This is a genomic window from Halorubrum salinarum, assembly GCF_013267195.1.
In the GTDB taxonomy this organism is placed as follows: domain Archaea; phylum Halobacteriota; class Halobacteria; order Halobacteriales; family Haloferacaceae; genus Halorubrum; species Halorubrum salinarum.
The window spans coordinates 1,720,438-1,736,842 of sequence record NZ_CP053941.1 but is presented as its reverse complement, the minus strand read 5'-3'; the positions used below and the strand labels follow the sequence as shown (position 1 = coordinate 1,736,842).

13 protein-coding genes are annotated in these 16,405 nt (G+C 71.3%); 4 read left to right on the top strand and 9 right to left on the bottom strand.

The genetic code is table 11. From position 1 onward, the window contains the following. Positions 1-14: 14 nt before the first annotated feature. Positions 15-2,717, top strand: coding sequence for a phosphoenolpyruvate carboxylase (ppc, locus tag HPS36_RS08765; RefSeq protein ID WP_173229853.1), 2,703 nt, complete (start codon positions 15-17; stop codon positions 2,715-2,717). Between the two features lie 49 nt (positions 2,718-2,766). Here the strand turns inward: ppc and HPS36_RS08760 are convergent, their stop codons facing one another. The 6 genes from HPS36_RS08760 to HPS36_RS08735 form a co-directional block, all read right to left on the bottom strand. Then, on the bottom strand, positions 2,767-3,243 hold the full coding sequence (locus HPS36_RS08760) for an MOSC domain-containing protein (RefSeq protein WP_137716720.1): 477 nt from the start codon (positions 3,241-3,243) through the stop codon (positions 2,767-2,769). 318 nt (positions 3,244-3,561) lie between these two features. Continuing rightward, on the bottom strand, positions 3,562-4,017 hold the full coding sequence (locus HPS36_RS08755; RefSeq protein WP_137716721.1) for a 30S ribosomal protein S19e: 456 nt from the start codon (positions 4,015-4,017) through the stop codon (positions 3,562-3,564). Positions 4,018-4,140: 123 nt separating this feature from the next. Continuing rightward, positions 4,141-5,484 carry a hydroxymethylglutaryl-CoA synthase gene (gene hmgB, locus HPS36_RS08750; RefSeq protein ID WP_173229852.1) on the bottom strand — a complete coding sequence of 448 codons (1,344 nt, stop codon included), beginning with the start codon at positions 5,482-5,484 and terminating at the stop codon, positions 4,141-4,143. Positions 5,485-5,561: 77 nt separating this feature from the next. Beyond that, the gene (locus HPS36_RS08745) at positions 5,562-7,115 is read right to left on the bottom strand and encodes a carboxypeptidase regulatory-like domain-containing protein (protein ID WP_173229851.1); all 1,554 of its coding nucleotides are present in this window, start codon (positions 7,113-7,115) and stop codon (positions 5,562-5,564) included. A gap of 141 nt (positions 7,116-7,256) precedes the next feature. Continuing rightward, the gene (locus HPS36_RS08740; RefSeq protein WP_235681690.1) at positions 7,257-9,089 is read right to left on the bottom strand and encodes a flagellar hook protein FlgE; all 1,833 of its coding nucleotides are present in this window, start codon (positions 9,087-9,089) and stop codon (positions 7,257-7,259) included. 97 nt (positions 9,090-9,186) lie between these two features. Next, a complete protein-coding gene (locus tag HPS36_RS08735) occupies positions 9,187-9,375 on the bottom strand; it encodes a hypothetical protein (protein ID WP_173229850.1) in 189 nt (62 codons plus the stop codon). A gap of 187 nt (positions 9,376-9,562) precedes the next feature. On the opposite strand from HPS36_RS08735, the gene HPS36_RS08730 reads away from it, so the two are divergent. Further along, complete coding sequence (locus HPS36_RS08730; protein WP_173229849.1) at positions 9,563-10,288, top strand: nucleoside phosphorylase; 726 nt, start codon at positions 9,563-9,565, stop codon at positions 10,286-10,288. Between the two features lie 30 nt (positions 10,289-10,318). On the opposite strand, the gene HPS36_RS08725 is transcribed toward HPS36_RS08730, so the two are convergent. Next, positions 10,319-10,765: a UPF0179 family protein gene (locus tag HPS36_RS08725; RefSeq protein WP_173229848.1), complete on the bottom strand. Its 447-nt coding sequence runs from the start codon at positions 10,763-10,765 to the stop codon at positions 10,319-10,321. Between the two features lie 122 nt (positions 10,766-10,887). On the opposite strand from HPS36_RS08725, the gene tmcA reads away from it, so the two are divergent. Further along, positions 10,888-13,161, top strand: coding sequence for a tRNA(Met) cytidine acetyltransferase TmcA (gene tmcA / locus HPS36_RS08720; protein ID WP_173229847.1), 2,274 nt, complete (start codon positions 10,888-10,890; stop codon positions 13,159-13,161). A gap of 446 nt (positions 13,162-13,607) precedes the next feature. Here the strand turns inward: tmcA and HPS36_RS08715 are convergent, their stop codons facing one another. Both HPS36_RS08715 and HPS36_RS08710 read right to left on the bottom strand, forming a co-directional pair. Further along, on the bottom strand, positions 13,608-13,937 hold the full coding sequence (locus tag HPS36_RS08715; RefSeq protein ID WP_137716728.1) for a 4Fe-4S dicluster domain-containing protein: 330 nt from the start codon (positions 13,935-13,937) through the stop codon (positions 13,608-13,610). A gap of 92 nt (positions 13,938-14,029) precedes the next feature. Next, entirely contained in the window at positions 14,030-15,802 is a 1,773-nt protein-coding gene (locus HPS36_RS08710; protein ID WP_173229846.1) for a glutamate--tRNA ligase, read from the bottom strand. A 358-nt stretch (positions 15,803-16,160) separates the two neighbouring features. Here HPS36_RS08710 and HPS36_RS08705 point away from each other — a divergent pair, with 358 nt between their 5' ends. After that, a complete protein-coding gene (locus tag HPS36_RS08705; RefSeq protein WP_121563394.1) occupies positions 16,161-16,397 on the top strand; it encodes a hypothetical protein in 237 nt (78 codons plus the stop codon). The last annotated feature ends 8 nt before the right edge of the window (positions 16,398-16,405 follow it).

Sequence of the window (16,405 nt, the reverse complement as noted above, 5' to 3'; positions counted from 1 at the left end):
GCAGTGTCTGTGGTATGAAGTTGCACAATCGGGACGTGCGGACGGACGTTCGGGAACTCGGGGCGCTGGTGGGAGACGTCCTGGCCGCACAGGCGTCGACGGAGGCGTACGAGACGGTCGAGACGCTTCGGAACGCGGCGATCGACTACCGGCGCGGCGACGCCGAGGACCGGGCGGCCCTCCACGAGGCGGTCGACGACCTCTCGACGACGCGCGAGGAGGTGGTCGCCCGCGCGTTCACGACCTACTTCGAGCTCATCAACCTCGCCGAGGAGCGCGAGCGGGTCCGCGCGGTCCGGAACGCCGACGACGGGAGCGCCCTCCACGACTCATTCGACGCGACGATCGCCGAGTTCGCCGAGGCCGGCGTCGACGCCGACGAGCTGGAGGAGCTGCTCGCCGACGTGCTCATCGAGCCGACGTTCACCGCCCACCCGACAGAGGCCCGCCGCTCGACGGTGAAGTCCAAGCTCCGCTCGATCGCGAACCACCTCGGCGAGCTCGACGAGCGCAACCTCACCGACCGCGAGCGGCGCGCCGTCTGGCGCGACGTCACCGCGGAGGTGACCAGTCTGTGGGGCACGCGACAGGTCCGCCAGCGGGCGCCCGAGCCCGAAGACGAGGCGCGAAACGTCCAGTGGTACCTGGAGAACACCCTCTTCGACGTGGTCGGCGACGCCTACGAGGAGTTCGAGGAGACCATCTCGAAGGAGTACGACGACGTCGACTGCCCGAAGCTCTTCGAGTTCCGCTCGTGGGCCGGCTCCGACCGCGACGGCAACCCGTTCGTCACGCCGGAGGTGACCGACGAGACGCTCGAACGCCAGCGCGAGGTCGCCGTCGAGAAGTACCGCGACCGCTGTAAGCGGCTCTCGGCCGTGTTGAGCCAGGACGGCGAGCGCTACGCCGCGGGCGACGCGCTGGCGCGGTCGCTCGCCGCCGACGCCGAGCGGTTCCCGACCGTCGTCGAGGAGGCGCGCGAGCGCTACCCCGACGAGCCGTACCGGCAGAAGCTCCGGCTGATGCGCGAGCGGCTCGACCGCGTCAACGACGTGCGCCCGGGCGAGTACCCCGACGGCGACGCGTTCCTCGACGACCTCGACGTCATCGCCGAGTCGCTGCGCGAGGACGGCCAGGAGTCGGTCCTGGAGTCGTTCGTCGAGCCGTTCCGCCGCCAGGTGGACACGTTCGGGCTCACGCTGGCGTCGCTCGACCTCCGCGACCACCGCGAGAACCACACCGAGGCCGTCGCCGAGGCGGTCGCCGTGGAGGGCGTCGACTACGAGGGGATGAGCGAGGACGAGCGCGTCGACTTCCTCACCGAGGCGATCCTCCAGAACGAGCCGGTCGTCGACGTCGACGAGCCCGGCGACGTCTCCGAGACGACGGAGCGCGTCCTGCGGCGGTTCGCGTCGTTCGCGGAGTGGCAGGAGGAGTACGGCCAGCAGGCGATCGACACCTACTGCATCTCGATGACCGAGGAGCCGAGCCACGTGCTGGAGGTGCTCTTCTTGGCCGACCAGGTCGGCGTCGTCTCCCTGCCCGACCACTGCGCGGTCGACGTGGTCCCGCTCCTGGAGACCGAGTCCGCGCTCAACGGCGCCGAGCGCATCCTCGGCACCCTCTTCGAGAACGAGGCGTACGCGACCGCGCTCGACGCGCGCGGCGAGGTCCAAGAAGTAATGTTAGGCTACTCCGACTCCAACAAGGAGAACGGGTTCCTCGCGGCGAACTGGGACCTCTACGAGAACCAGCGCCGGATCGCGCGGTTCTGCCGCGAGGAGGACGTGACGCTCCGGCTGTTCCACGGCCGCGGCGGCTCCATCTCGCGCGGCGGCGGCCCGATGAACGAGGCGCTGCTCGCGCTCCCGAACGAGACCGTCACCGGGCAGGTGAAGTTCACCGAGCAGGGCGAGGCCATCGCCGAGAAGTACGCCAACCCGCGGATCGCCGAGCGCGAGCTAGAGCAGATGCTCGACGCGCAGATCCGCGCCCGGAAGGAGGCGAACGAGGAGCCGGTCGAAGACGTGCCCGACCGCTGGGTCGAGGCGATGGAGATCATGGCGCCCGCGGCGCGGGAGACGTACCGCGACCTGCTGAACACGGACGGGTTCGTCTCCTACTTCGAGCAGGCGACGCCGATCAGCGTCGTCGAGGACCTCAACCTGGGCTCCCGGCCCGCCTCGCGGTCGGGCGAGCGCAGCGTCGAGGACCTGCGCGCCATCCCGTGGGTGTTCTCGTGGACCCAGACCCGGCTCATCCTCCCCGGCTGGTACGCGATCGCCTCCGGCATCGACGCCTACCTCGACGAGGTCGGCGAGGAGGAGGGGATGGAGACGCTCCGCGAGATGTTCGACGAGTGGCCGTTCTTCCGGACGACGCTCGACAACGCCTCGCTGGCGCTCGCGCGCACCGAGCCGGAGATCGCGGCCGAGTACGCCGACCTGGCCGACGACGAACTCCGCGAGCGCTTCTTCCCCGACCTGGTCGCCGAGTACGAGCGCGGGCGCGAACTGGTCTTGGCGATCAGCGGCCGCGACCAGCTCCTCCGCCGCGAGTGGCTCGAAGAGAGCCTCGACCGCCGGAACCCCTACGTCGACCCGCTGAACCTCCTCCAAGCGAACCTGCTCGGGCGCACCCACCGCACCGACGAGGAGGAGCGCACCCTGCGGCTCACGGTCAACGGCATCGCCGCCGGGATGAAGAACACCGGATAGCTCGGGTCGCGACGCCGCACCGCCCTCCTCTCCTGCCGCCGTCGAGTGCCTATCGGACGACCTCGTCGCCGACCGCGATCGTCCCCGACTCGACGATCCGGGCGTCGAGCCCGCCGCGGCCGTCGAGGGCAGTCGCCGCGTCCGCTTGCTCCGCGAGATCCGCCATGTAGCCGCACGGCTCGCAGTGGCCCGTCCCCTCGACGACCGCCTCGCCGACCCGGAACCGCTCGCCGACCAGTTCGTCGAGGGCGACGCCGCGCGTCGTGACGTTGCGCCGGTGGGCGCCCGCGTCGAGGTCGACGCCGTACTCTTCGGCCGCGGCCGCGAGCGCCTCCGCCGCGATGAACGTCACGTCGCTCGGCTCCAGGTCCGCCTGCTCGTTGTAGATCCCGTCGCCGTCGAAGTAGCGGTCGCCCCTGAGGCCGCGGTCCGCGACCGCCTCGACCGCCTCCCGCGGCTCCGGCTCGCCGCCCGTCCCCGAGGCGACGTGAATCCGTTCGACCGTGCCGACGCCCGATCCCGTCATTCGCGACTCACAGACGAACTCCGGCGCGCGGGATCAAGAAGCTAGCGGCGGGGTGAGAGTCAGGGAGAGCGGCGGAGCGAGAGTCGGGAACGCGGCGACGGGCAGCGTCCGCCCGCGACGACGCGACCGGCGCGACTACGCGTCGGGTGTCGGATCCGACCGATCGAAATTCGATATAGCGACATCAAGTGTATAGCGCGTATCGGGGGCGGACCGGACGGTCGGAGCGATCGCTCGCGAGAGCGGCGCGGCGTGCCCGAAATGAGACGAAAAAGCGGTGGCTAAGCGGGTTACGCGAGCAGAAACGAGAGAAACGGCTTACGCGTAGCGTTCGAGTTCCGGCCGGTCGAGGTCCTCGAAGACCTCAGTCGCGACCTCCGAGAGGAACGCCTCGCCCTCGTCGGAGAGGCGGCGGCCCTCGCCGGAGGCGGTGGTGACGAGGCCCTCCTCTTCGAGCGCCTGCAGCGCCGTGCGGATGAGGTTCCGGGAGCCGCCCTCGTGTTCCGGGGGACGGACGACGTAGCGGTTCGAACCGCGCTTCTTCGAGCCGTACTCGGTCGCGAGCCGCTCGATGCCGATCGGCTCGTTCTGGGCGACCTTCCGCAGGAGGCTCGCGGAGCGGACGTACCAGAAGTCGTCCTGCTCCGGCGGGAGCTCCTTGCCGGCGCCGGTCTTGGCGAACTCCACCCAGTCCGGCTCGTCGATGCGGTCCTCGAGTCGCGCGGCGACGGCCTCGATGAGGTCGTCGGCCGGCACGTCGTAGATGGTTACCATTGGGTCTCGATTCACGCCAGCGTCGTTTAAAACCATCGTATCGCGTACGGCCCGTGTGAGCCGTTTTCACGGTGCTGCGGGCCGCTGCGGGGGGCTCGCGGATCCGGGCGGAGCCGCGCGGCGCTACTCGACGTACTCGTACTGCCGCTCGTTCATCCGACCCCAACCGGTGAAGACGAACTCACCGTCGGGCTGGGTGAACTCCTCGATCTCGCGGCCGAGGTCGGCGTCGTACTCGTGAACGTCGTGAACGTCCTCGTACTCGTCCCACGTGAGGTCGTAGCGGGCGTCGAGCTGGGCGTCGATGTCGAGCGCCTCGACCTCCGCGCGCCACCCCTCGCGGATCGTCTCGGCGTGGATCTCGGCCTGCGCGCCGGAGCCGTAGGAGGCGACGAGCAGCGTCTCGTCGACGAAGTCGCGGTCGCGGGTCAGGGCGTCGCGCAGGGCGCTCACGCGGGCGATGTGGACGGAGCTGGTGTACCAGTTACCGACCTCCCGAGAGAGCCCGAGCGTCGGCTCGACGGCCGCGTCGTACCACGACTGGTACTGCTCGGTCGTCTTCAGGTCGTCCATGTAGCCGCGGATCGCCTCCTCGTAGGCCTCGCGGTCGTCGTACTCGTGCTCGCGGGGCTGACGGCCGATCTCGTCGGCGAGTGCGTCCTCGTGGTCGGTGTCGCGGATGACGTGCCGGTAGGCCAACAGCGCCGCCTTGCGGACCATCCCGGGGAACGGCGTGTGGAACGGGGCGTACGCGAAGTCCTCCAGTTCGATGTCGTCGGTGACGGACTCGTAGTCCTCTAAGGCCTCGCGCATCCGGGAGAGGTACACCTGGACCGACCGCTTCCCGTCGACGCTCGGGAACTGCTGGTTCGGCTTGAGGAAGTCCGTCTCGTCTTTCGACCCGTACCCCTGGTCGGTCGAGAGCTCGACGATCGAGGGGTCCTCGTCGATCAGCATCGCGACGGCGCCGGCGCCCTGCGTCGCCTCGCCGGGGTCGCCGCGGGCGTACAGCGCCGTGTCGGTGGTGATGACGATCGCCGGTCGGTCGCGGTTCCGGCCCGCTCGGATCCAGTTGTACGCGTCGTCTATCGCCTGCGTACCGGCGAGGCAGGCGAACTTGCGCTCGCCCTTGTTGGCGTGGGTGAAGTCGCCGTCGTACACCTGTTCGAGACAGCCCGCGATGTACGTCGACACCGGCTTCGAGTGGTCGAACGCCGACTCCGTGGCGACGTCGATCCGGCCGACGTCCTCGGGTTCGAGCCCCTTCCGGTCCATCAGCCCCTTGGCGGCGTTCGCGCCCATCGTGACGATGTCCTCGTACACGTCGGGGAACGAGGAGTTGTTGAGCCCGAGCCCCTTCGTGTACTTCTCGGGGTCGTCGCCCTGCTCCGGCGCGAACGTGCCCGGCAGGTCGAGCTTGAGCTTCCCGGTCCAGATCTCGACGCCGTCGATCCCGACTGCGGTCATACACGGTCGTTCACGGGACTGGCATATGGCTTTGTCGATGGCGAGTACGTCGATCGTGGAAGTGCCGTGCCGACGCCTCACTCCCGCGGCGGGTCGAAGGAGGCGCCCTCGGTCCGGACCGTTCCGCCCGCTGTGACGGTGATCCGGCCGTCGCTCCGCCCGAAGAATCCCACGCCGACCGCCTCGAACGTCCCGTCGCGGAGGTCCGCGTCCCCGCCGGCGGTCAGGACGATGTCGCCCGCGCTGGCGAACAGCGCGCCGGCGGAGGTGGTGACGGCCGCGTCGCGGGCGTCGAGGTCGCCGCCGGCCCGCAGCGAGACGTCGCCGGCGCCGGCGAAGAGGAAACCGCGCGACGAGGCGTCGAGGACGGCGTCCCGCCCGACCGAAAGGTCGCCCGCGGCGGTGAGGTCGATCCCGTTCGCCCGGACCGTCACGCCGTCGCGGACCGTGACGCGGTCCGCGGTCGCGCCGACCGGAGTCCCGACGGTGACGTCGTCGTACACGACGAGGTGGCCGTCGACGGCGCCGAGGAAGGCGAGTTCGACGGCGGTGTACGTCTCGTCCGGGTCGCCGTCTCCGTCGCGGTCGACGTACGCGACCGCGTCGGTCGCGGCGTCGAGGACTTCGACGGTCGTCGTGGCCGCGTCGTCGCCCGCGTCGACGGTCAGCGTCTCCTCGCCGGCGTCGGTCGGGAGGGTCTGCCAGCGCAGCGAGACGGTCCGGCGCTCGCCAGCGTCGAGCGAGACCTCGACGGAGTCGACCCGCTCGTCGCCGACACGCAGTTCGACGGTCTCCGTCCCCCGCTCGTCCCCGACGTTCTCGACGGTCGCGTCCACGGTGACCGGGTCGCCCGCGTCGACCCGCGCGTCGACGCCGGCGATCTCGACCGCGAACTCGGCGGGCCGGAGCGGGTCGAGCCGGAAGTCCACGGTCGCCGTCTCGTTCGGCTCGACCTCGACGGTCGTCGCCGAGACGGCGAGCCCGGGCGCAGTCGCCGACACCTCGTACTCGCCCGGTTCGATCCCGTCGATCCGGTAGGCGCCGCCGACCCCGGTCGTCGCCTCGGCGACGCGGCCGGCGCCGTCGACGGCGACCGTCGCGCCCGAGAGCGGCACGACGGACGGCCGGAGCCCGAGCGAAGCGCCCGACGCGACCCGGGTCGCGGCCGCGCCGGGACCGACGACGACGCCCTCGATCGACCCCGTCTCGGCCGCCAGAGACGGTGTCGCCGTCGGCGCGAGGGTCGTCCGCGCTATCCGCTCGCCCGAGGCCTCGTGGTAGAGCGCGACCTCGTTCGTCGCGTTCGCGACGAGCGCGTCCGAGAACGTGCGTCGCTCACCGGGCGCGAACTCCCCCGCAGGCGGCGCGAACGGGTAGCGAGTGGCGTTCCCGTCGGCCCTGACGACGACCGCGAGCTCGCCGTTCGGGAGCGCGTCGCCGCCGAGGTGGTCGACGCAGAGGTCGGTCCCGTCGGCGCTGAGCTCCGCGGAGACGACGACCTCGTCGGTGTCGGAGCCCATGCCCCCGACGTAAGCGACCCCGATGGCGCTCGCGCTCACGACGAAGACGGCGACGAGGAGGATTATCCCGACCGTCTCCGACTGTGCGCGGGCGGTTGTGGGACGGGACATAAAGAGGATTGGTCGCTTCCGACTCCGTCAGTCCGATACATCAATATCCTGTCCCGTCTATCGGGTGTGATAACGCTGAATCGGTAGACCCGGGCGGACGTTCGGTGACTCTGTCCGGTGTTTGAAACCGACGACGACGGGTCAGTTCACGCCGAACGTCGTCTCGGTCGCCGCGCCCGAGTCGCTCCGCGTGAACACCACCGTGTACGGGTCGTTCTGGCCGCCGTTAGAGCCGACATCGACACCGGACAATGTGACCGTGACCGTGGTCCCGTCAGGGATATCGCTTGACGCGGTGAAGTCGGCCGTCGCAGACTCCGAAGACGCGGTGACCGTAACGTCGCCGTTGGCGCTGCTCGACCCAGTCGCGCCCCGATAGTCGACCTGGAAGCTGTTCCCGCTACCCGTGCGCGACTGCGGGTCGTCGAGGTCGATCGTGACGGTGTCTCCGGCGGCGAGCGAACCGTTCAACTGGAACTGGAACTCTTGGGACTGTGCTTCGGTGTTGACATCGAGGTCCGAAGCGCTGACGGGCCCGAAGTTGTTGAACCCGGAGTCGACGATTTGACCGACGATCCGGTCCACGTCGTCGCCTGCGGTCGCGTACAAGTAGAACTCGTCGCCGGTGTTCGCCGCGCTCGGGTCGAAGAAGGCGGTCGTCGTACCGTTGGAGTCCGTCCTCCCGCTCACGTCGAAGTTATCGGGTCCATCACCGGTGACGGACCGCTCTCCGTACGACACGTCAACGAGGGCGTCCTCAACGCGTGTGTCCGACTGGCCGTCGGTAACGAGGATCTGTAACTCCCGACCGCTCGGCGGAATTTGGACCGTCTCGTTCTCCAGCCACTCAACGTCGAATCGGTTCCCGACCCCTGCGCCGCCCGCTGCCACGTCAAAGACGACGGACTCGTAGGTCGGTCCACCGGTTCCGTTGATCGCCGCCACAACTGTCCCGGTCTCATTGACTTCGAAGAGCGCACGGCCTCCGTCGCCCGTGGTCCGGTTCTCACCGCCGAACGACACCGTCGCGTCCGGCACCGGGTTGTTGTACCGGTCGCGGACCTCGACAGCGACCGTCTCGCCGACCGCGGCGCTCTCGGAGCCGACCGGCACGACGTACGCCGGCTCCGTCTCGCCGGTCGCGTCGAGCGACACCTCGGAGAGCGCCAGCCGGTAGGGGTCCGAGCCGTTCGCCAGCGTGATCCGTATCGCCTCGCCGGTCGCGTTCGGCGCCGCGGTCGCGCCCGCCGGAAGCGCCCGGTTCCAGCGGTCCGCGAGCCGAGAGGCGTTCCCGACCGCGGTCGGGAGTTCGAGGGTGACGTTCCCGCCGGTCGGTTCGAGCGGGACCGTGGTGTCGCTCGCCGAGACCGCACGCGGGTCGACGCTCTGCGGGGCGACGCCGCTCTCCGAGACCGAGCCGGTCAGCGCCGTCAGTGAGATCCGACCGTCGGAGACGACCGTCTGCCCCGTCCGGAGCAGGACCGCGTCGTCGAACTCGGCGGCGACGACGGAGTGCTCGTAGACGAGCTCCGGGGCGCCGTCGAACTCGTTGTAATCCGCGTCGTAGCGGAGCGAGCGCGTCGGGAACGTCGGGGTAGTGTTCCAGAACGCGGCGGCGTTCGGGTGGGCGCCGTCGCCGACCGTCGCGTTGGAGACCCGTATCGACCCCGTCGGCTCGGTCGAGAGCGACCCCGACACGGGCGGCGGGTTGATGAAGAACGTCCGGGCCGGGTACCGCGTCCCCAACCGGATCTGCGTCGACCCCGTCGACCCGGTCGATCCCGCCCTGAGAACGTCGTTCCGGAGGTCACCGAAGTCGTCCTCGACCGCCTGGCTGTGCTCGAACTCGACGTTCGCGTTCTCCGTCGGGACGACCTGGACCTGAAAGACCCCGAGCGCGACGATCAGGAACCCGAACAGGATCACCGTCCCGACCACGACCGACTGGCCCCGACGGTCGCGACTGAATCGCATTGTGAAAGGTCGACGCCGAGCGGGTATAAAATCCTCCGTCCGACCTCTCAGTCGCGATACTCGGGCGGGTGCGGCCGAGCGCCGGCGGCGAAGACGGCTAGTCGTCCCCCGCCCGCCGGGCCGTCAGCCACGCCGACGCGACGGCCACGGCGCCGGCGAACCCGCCGAGCAGCACCGCCTGCGTCCAGTTGAAGCCGAGGAGCGTCCCGGAGACGAGCGTGACGAGGACGAACGCGACCACCAGCGCGCCGAGCGTCGAGCCGAGGTCCGCCGAGGCGTCGGGCATACGCGAACGTCGAGCCGTCGAGCGATAAAGCGGGCGGTTCGACCGGAACCGCCGCGCTCGTTCGGGAGCGAACGGCGCCGAGATCGCGCACTGATAAACCACATAGCGCGATATCAAATCCGCACCGCGGCGCGATCCGGGCCCGCCGACCGGTCCGTTTTTGCGCGCGGCGGCTGTTGGCGCGCGTATGGCGAAACAGCCGCATCTGCTGGTCGAGGAGGGCGACGTACACGAGGTCGCGGTCATCCCGGGCGACCCGGGGCGCGTCGACCGGATCGCGGACCTCTGTGACGACAGCGAGGTCGTCGCGCAGAACCGCGAGTACAAGGTCGTCAACGCGACGTACGAGGGCGTCGACCTCACGATCTGCTCGACCGGGATCGGCTGCCCCTCCGCGGCCATCGCCGTCGAGGAGCTCTCGCGCGTCGGCGTCGAGACGTTCGTCCGGTGTGGCACCTGCGGGGCGCTCCAGCCCGACATGGAGGTCGGCGACATGGTCGTCGCGACCGGCGCGGCAAAGGAGGAGGGGACGAGCAAGCGCTACGAGGACGAAGTGTACCCCGCGGTCCCAGACTACGACGTGCTCACGGGGCTCGTCGAGGCGGCCGAGGAGAACGGCGAGGAGATCCACGTCGGCCCCATCGTCTCCGACGACGCGTTCTACAACGAGGACGACGAGTACGTGGCCGACTGGAACGACGCCAACCTGCTCGCGATCGAGATGGAGGCGGCGACCGTCTTCTCGCTCGCGCGGCGCAAGGGGCTCGCCGCCGGCGCCATCTGCACCGTCGACGGGAACCTCGTCGCGGGGTCACAGAAGGGCGCGGACTCAGACGACGAGCTGCCGGCGAAGGCGAAGGACAACGTCGAGCGCGCGATTCGGATCACGCTGAACGCGGTCACGTCGCTGTAACGCTTCGGACGGTCGACCTGCTCCGGCCCCTCACTCCTCCGCGCGGAACTCCACGAGCGTCAGGTCGCGGTCGAGCGCGCACGTCTCGTGGGGCGGGTCGCCGAGCACCTGGTCGATGACGCGCTCCTCGTCGAAGTCGGCGCCGTCGGGGACGCAGTAGCCGTGGCTCGGGCACTCGGTGTGCGGGCAGGGGCCGGCGAGCGACGCCTTGCTCCCGGCGTACGCGCGCTTCGCGGGGACGTTCGCGGGGACGGAGGCGGGCTCGACCTCGACCGCGCGGACGCCCGCGTCGTGGACGGCGCAGTCGAGCGTCTGCGCGTTCTCGCGGATCCCGGTCACCCGGTAGCGGGTGCCCTCGGAGAGGTTGAGGCACTGGCCGCGGTAGGGACACCCCTCGCAGTCGGCCGATTCCCCCTCGTAGACGAACTCGCGGCCCACGTCCGCGAGCAGGGTCCCGATGAGCGTGACCGTGGTCATGCCCGGAGCGACGCGCCGAGCGTCCGTAAGCCTCCCGCCTTCGCGGCCGTCGGCGGATGGATCGGGACGCGGCGGCGCGGAGGGCAAGACACATCCGCTCGCCTCGGCAACGACGAGCGGAGATGATCGCGGGAGTCGCACGCGACCTGCGCGCCGAGGCCGAGCGGGCGAACGAGCGGCGCGTCCTCGTGCTCGCGGGCGACCGCGAGCGCGGGGTCGACGCGGCCTACGACGCGGTCGAGTCGCTTGGGGTCGACGACGGGGACGTGACGATGGTCTCGACGCGCGAGGGGTTCCGGTTCGAGGAGACGCGCCCGCGGAACGCCGACGAGCTACTCGGCCGCACCCGCGAGGCGGTCGTGCTCGACTGCCACGAGCGGTTCGTCCCGAACGCGCTCGGCCGGGCGGTCGGCGCGGTCGACGGCGGCGGCCTCCTCGTCCTTCTGACGCCCCCGCTCGACGACTGGCCCGGGATCCGCGACCGGTTCGACGACTCGCTGGCGGTGCCGCCGTTCGGCATCGACGACGTGACGGGGCGGTTCCGCGAGCGCCTCGTCGCGACGCTCCGCGCGCATCCCGGGGTCGCGGTCGTCGCGCTCGGCGGCGACCCGACCGGCGACGTCCTGAAGCGCGACGGGCTGACGGGGAACGCGGGCGACGAGCGCGACGAGACGGCCGACGCCGGCGGCGCGCGACGCGCGCCACCGGGCGCAGCGTTCCCCGCGGCCGCGTACGGCGCCTGTCTCACGGCCGACCAGGCGCGGGCGCTGCGCGCGTTCGAGTCTCTCGCCGACCCCGGCGCCGCGGTCGTGGTCGAGTCGGACCGGGGGCGCGGGAAGTCGAGCGCGGCCGGGTTGGCCGCGGGCGCGCTCGCGCTCGGCGGTACCGACGTGCTCGTCACCGCCCCCGCGTTCCGGAACGCCGCGGAGGTGTTCGCGCGAGCCCGGGAGTTGATCGGGACCGAGGCCGACGGCGACGGCGGCGACAATGAGGCGGACGAGCGCGAGATCCGGACTCGGGCCGGCGGTCGCGTCCGGTTCCTCCCGCCCGCGGCCGCGGCGGACGTCGCCGGCGAAGCGGACGCGGCGGTCGTCGACGAGGCGGCCGCGCTCCCGGTGCGGCTGCTGGAGGGGTTCCTCGACGCGCCGGCGGTCGCGTTCTGTACGACGGTCCACGGCTACGAGGGCGCGGGCCGCGGGTTCGCCGTCCGGTTCCGCGAGCGCCTGCTCGACTCCCGGTTCGCGGTCCGGGACGTGCGGCTCGACGAGCCGATCCGGTACGCGCGGGACGATCCCGTCGAGGCGTGGGCGTCGCGCGCGCTCCTGCTCGACGCCCGACCCGCGGTCGACGCAGCGGTCGACGATGCGGCGGTCGGCGACGCGACCTACCGCGCGCTCGACCCGGACGACCTGTGCGCCGACGAGGCGCTGCTCGGCGAGGCGTTCGGCCTGCTCGTCGCCGCCCACTACCGGACGGAGCCGAACGACCTCGCGCGGCTGCTCGACGCGCCGAACCTCGTCGCCCGGGCGCTCGTCGCGGACGGGCGCGTGGTCGCGGTCGCGCTGCTCGCGCGCGAGGGCGGGCTCGACGCCGCGACGCGCCGCGGGATGTACGAGGGCGAGCGCGTCCGCGGCAACATGGTGCCGGACGTGCTCACGAGCCAACTGCGCGACGAGGGGGCCGCCGCGCCGCGGGGCCTGCGGACGGTCCGGATCGCGACCCACCACGCGCTCCGGGACGCGGGGTTCGGCACGCGGCTGCTCGACGAGGTCCACGCGGAGTTCGCGGGCGACCTCGACTACTTCTCGGTCGGCTACGGCGCGACGCCGCGGCTGCTCCGCTTCTGGCGCCGGGCGGGCTACCGGACCGTCCACCTCTCGACGAGCCGCAACGACGCCTCGGGCGAGTACTCGGCGGTGATGCTGCGTCCGGAGACCGCGGCTGGCCGCGACCTGCTCGACCGGCACGCGGTCGCCTTCCGTGACCGGGAGCGCGACGGGCTCTCGGACGCGCACCGCGACGTGGACCCGGACGTGGTCCGCGGGGCGCTCCGCGCGTGCCCCGCGTCCGCACCGGTCGACCTCACCGAGACCGAGTGGCGCTCGGTGGTCGGCGCGTCGGTCGGCCCGGGGATGTACGACACCGCGCCCGGCGCGTTCCGGGACCTCGCGCTCGCGGCGCTGATCGACGGCGACCCGGAGCTGGACGACCGAGAGGAGCGCCTGCTCGTCCGGAAGGTCCTCCAGGGCCGACCGTGGGAGGAGGTCGCCGACGAGCTCGGCTACGTCTCGACGAGCGCGTGTATGCGCGCGCTCGGCGACGCGTACGTCCCCGTCGTCGAGCGGTACGGGACCGAGTTCGCGCTCGCGGAACGGGAGCGATTTTCGAACGAGTGAGCGGGCAGGCGGCGGCTATTCATACATAGGCCCGCGGTGGCGCGTGCCGGCGAGCGGCCGGAGCGAAGCGACGGCCGCGAGTCGCACGCGCGAGGGACGCGGCGAACGCGAGCGGCGAAGCCGCGAAGCGTGAGCCGCGAGGCTGGGGAGGCGTGAGGTGCGGGGCTGTGCGGTCTGGGTGGGGCTCGAAGGGGCAGCCGTGAGGTCGCCGTAGGCGACGCAAGCACTGAAACGAGGGAGCGAACGGAGTGAGCGACCGAGTGAAGCGCGCAGCGAGCGTACGGCGGCCTCACGGCTGGGGCTTTGGCGGCGTTCGCCGTCGATCAGTATTCACCGACGTATGTCCGGGCGACTGGGGCTTTGGCGGCGGTCGCGGTCGACCGGGGAGAAAGTGAGCGACCGAGACGCGGGAGACTCACTGTGCCGTCAACGCCGACACCGACCGATTAGATCCGGTTCTCGCGCCCGGGGTCGACGTCGATGGCGTCGACCGGACACACGTCCACACAGAGCATACAGTCGATACACTGGTCCTCGTCGGCGGGGTTCGCCTTGCGCTCGGACTCGGGGTGCCCGGGCGTGTCGACCCACTCGAACACGTCGACCGGGCAGTCCTCTAAGCACGCGCCGTCCGCGAGACAGATGTCGAAGTCGACCGCGACGTGGGTGCCGCGGATCCCCTGCTTCTCGGGCGGTTCGACCGGGCCCCACACGGCGACGCCGTCCTCCTCGCCGACCTGCTCGCGGTTCGTTTCGAAGTTCGAGTCGATAGCCATCGTTGCCCTCGCTTCGCCGGTCGCGGGTTTAAACTCCGCGACGAACGGATTCGGTCGGCCGAGCGAGGGCAGCCGGCCGCCCGGCGACCGATCTACGGGTGCGCGTAGTACGCCAGCGCGTCCTCGGTGCCGTCCGGGCCGTCGTCCTCGTCGGTCGCCGCGGGCTCGAACGCGTCGATCCGGGCGAAGCCGACGCGCACGAACTGGACCACGGTGTCGGGCTCGACGTCGGCGAGGGCGGGCTCGGCGACGCCTCGAACGTCGCCGTCGACCGTGCGGAGGAGGGTGTCGAGGCCCTCGTCGGCCGGCGCCCAGTGGATCACGTCCACGTCGCCCTCGCGGACGACGTCGATGTCGGCGTCGAGGAAGGCCAGTTCGTCGCCCTCGTAGCGGACGCAGCCGTACCCCTTCAGCCAGACGCGCTCGCCCTCGCTCGGGAGGTCCGGCGACTCGACGACGACCGTCCCGGCGGGCACCTCGCGGTCGCCGCGGTCCGGGTGGTCGGGGTGGAGCGGCGGGTGACCGGCCTCGGGCGCGGGCGCGTCGCCGTCGACGACCGGGAGCTCGACCGCGGGGGCGTCGTCGCGGTCGCGGACGAAGAAGTAGCGGTTCGCCGCGTCGTCGACCAGGTCGCGGTTGTTCGCGTAGACGGACGACATCGCGAGGTCGACGTCGGAGGTGGACATGCCGAGCTCCGTCATCGAGTCGACGAGCGCCTGACCCTGGATGCCGCGGCGGCGCATCGACTGGATCGTCGGGGCGCGCGGGTCGTCCCAGCCCGTCAGTTCGCCGTCCGCGATGAGCTGCTTGATCGTCGACGTGGACAGCGTCACGGCGTACTCGTCGACCTGGACGTGGCCCCAGTGGAGCACCTCGGGGTACTCCCAGCCGAAGTAGTCGTAGACGAACCGCTGGCGCTTCGCGGAGTCCTGGAGGTCGATGCCGCGGATGATGTGGGTGACGCCCGTGAGGTGGTCGTCGACGCCGGACTGGAAGTCGAGCATGGGCCAGCAGCGGTACTCGCTGGCCGCCTCGCGCGGGTGCGGCGTGTCGATCATCCGGAAGGCGACCCAGTCGCGGAGGGCGGGGTTCTTGTGCTCGATGTCGGTCTTCACGCGGAGCACCATCTCGCCGGAGCCGTACTCGCCGTCGACCATGGCGTCGAACTCCTCGTGAACCGTCTCGGCGTCCTTCTCGCGGTGCGGACACGCCTCGCCGGCGTTCTTCAGCTCCGAGAAGTCGTCGCCGGAACACGAGCAGGTGTAGGCGCCGCCGGCGTCGATCAGGTCGCGGGCGTGGTCGTAGTACGTCTCCAGCCGGTCGGACGCGCGGAGCACGCGGTCCGGCTCGAAGCCGAGGTACTCGATGTCGTCGAGGATGGCGTCGTACGCGTCGAGGTCGGGGCGCTTCGTCTCCGGGTCCGTGTCGTCGAACCGGCAGATGAACTCGCCGTCGTAGCGCTCCTTGTACGTCCCGATGACGGCGGGCATCCGCGCGTGACCGACGTGCCACGGGCCGTTCGGGTTCGGCGCGGCGCGCATCACGACCTCGCCGTCCTCGGCGTTCGGGAGGTCGGGGAGGACGCGCTCGTCCTCCTCCTCGTCGGCCTCGAGCTCCGCGAGCCGCTCGGGGGCGAGCTCGCCGAGCCGCTCCCGGCGCGCCGCCTCGTCCATCTCGCCGACCTCGTCGACGACCGGCGCGAGGACGCCCGGGATCTCGTCGGCGTGCGGGCGGAACTCGGGGTTCTCGCCCATGATCGGGCCCATGATCGCGCCCACGTCCGGGTCGCTGCCGTGCTTGAGCGCGTTGTAGAGCGCCGCGGCCTCGCCGGCCGCCGCGACGCGCTCGCGGAGTTCGTCGTCCATGGGCGTCGCTTGTCGGGGTCGGGTCAAAAACGCCGCGAAACGGCGGGGAGGGGCGGATCCCGAGGGACCGCCGGGGCGGCGGGCGCCGGTGGCGGCCCGGGAGCGGGTAGGGGCACTCGACAACAGCGGTCGGACGGGCTTAAACGGTCCAGACCGTTCACGCCGGTTGCGGGCCGTCGCCGGCGTGAACGGTCGAGACGCTTTTCACCGATCGTGTCCGATCAGCGTGGTCGGTCGCCGCGTCGACCGGACGTCGCGCCGGGCGGACCGAACGGGTTCGTCGCCTTGATGGTCGCCGGGAGCGTGGGTGACGCATGAGCGTCGCGTCGGTCGCCGTCGGAACGCGGGGGGGATCGCGGTGGTAGGACCAATCTCCGAGGCGGAGCGAGACGCCGGTAACCGGAAGATCAGGCTCGTGCTGCTCGCGATCGTCACGGCCACGCCGCCGCTTATCGCCCTCCAGTTGGACCCGACGCCGGTCGAGCTGCTGGCGGCGGCCGGGGCCGGGTTCGGCCTCGGCCTCGTGGTCGTGTGGTACCTCGGTCGCCTCGCGGCGGAGTTCGCCGGGAGCGGGCGTCGGCGCCCGCGGCGCTGAACTCGATC

Bases quoted from the DNA above. Each gene is read 5' to 3' on its own strand.
- ppc (WP_173229853.1), top strand. From the start codon at position 15: ATGAAGTTGCACAATCGGGACGTGCGGACGGACGTTCGGGAACTCGGG.
- HPS36_RS08760 (WP_137716720.1), bottom strand. From the start codon at position 3,243: ATGACGGGATCGGGCGTCGGCACGGTCGAACGGATTCACGTCGCCTCG.
- HPS36_RS08755 (WP_137716721.1), bottom strand. From the start codon at position 4,017: ATGGTAACCATCTACGACGTGCCGGCCGACGACCTCATCGAGGCCGTC.
- hmgB (WP_173229852.1), bottom strand. From the start codon at position 5,484: ATGACCGCAGTCGGGATCGACGGCGTCGAGATCTGGACCGGGAAGCTC.
- HPS36_RS08745 (WP_173229851.1), bottom strand. From the start codon at position 7,115: ATGTCCCGTCCCACAACCGCCCGCGCACAGTCGGAGACGGTCGGGATA.
- HPS36_RS08740 (WP_235681690.1), bottom strand. From the start codon at position 9,089: ATGCGATTCAGTCGCGACCGTCGGGGCCAGTCGGTCGTGGTCGGGACG.
- HPS36_RS08735 (WP_173229850.1), bottom strand. From the start codon at position 9,375: ATGCCCGACGCCTCGGCGGACCTCGGCTCGACGCTCGGCGCGCTGGTG.
- HPS36_RS08730 (WP_173229849.1), top strand. From the start codon at position 9,563: ATGGCGAAACAGCCGCATCTGCTGGTCGAGGAGGGCGACGTACACGAG.
- HPS36_RS08725 (WP_173229848.1), bottom strand. From the start codon at position 10,765: ATGACCACGGTCACGCTCATCGGGACCCTGCTCGCGGACGTGGGCCGC.
- tmcA (WP_173229847.1), top strand. From the start codon at position 10,888: ATGATCGCGGGAGTCGCACGCGACCTGCGCGCCGAGGCCGAGCGGGCG.
- HPS36_RS08715 (WP_137716728.1), bottom strand. From the start codon at position 13,937: ATGGCTATCGACTCGAACTTCGAAACGAACCGCGAGCAGGTCGGCGAG.
- HPS36_RS08710 (WP_173229846.1), bottom strand. From the start codon at position 15,802: ATGGACGACGAACTCCGCGAGCGCGTCGCGGCGGCCGGCGAGGCCGCG.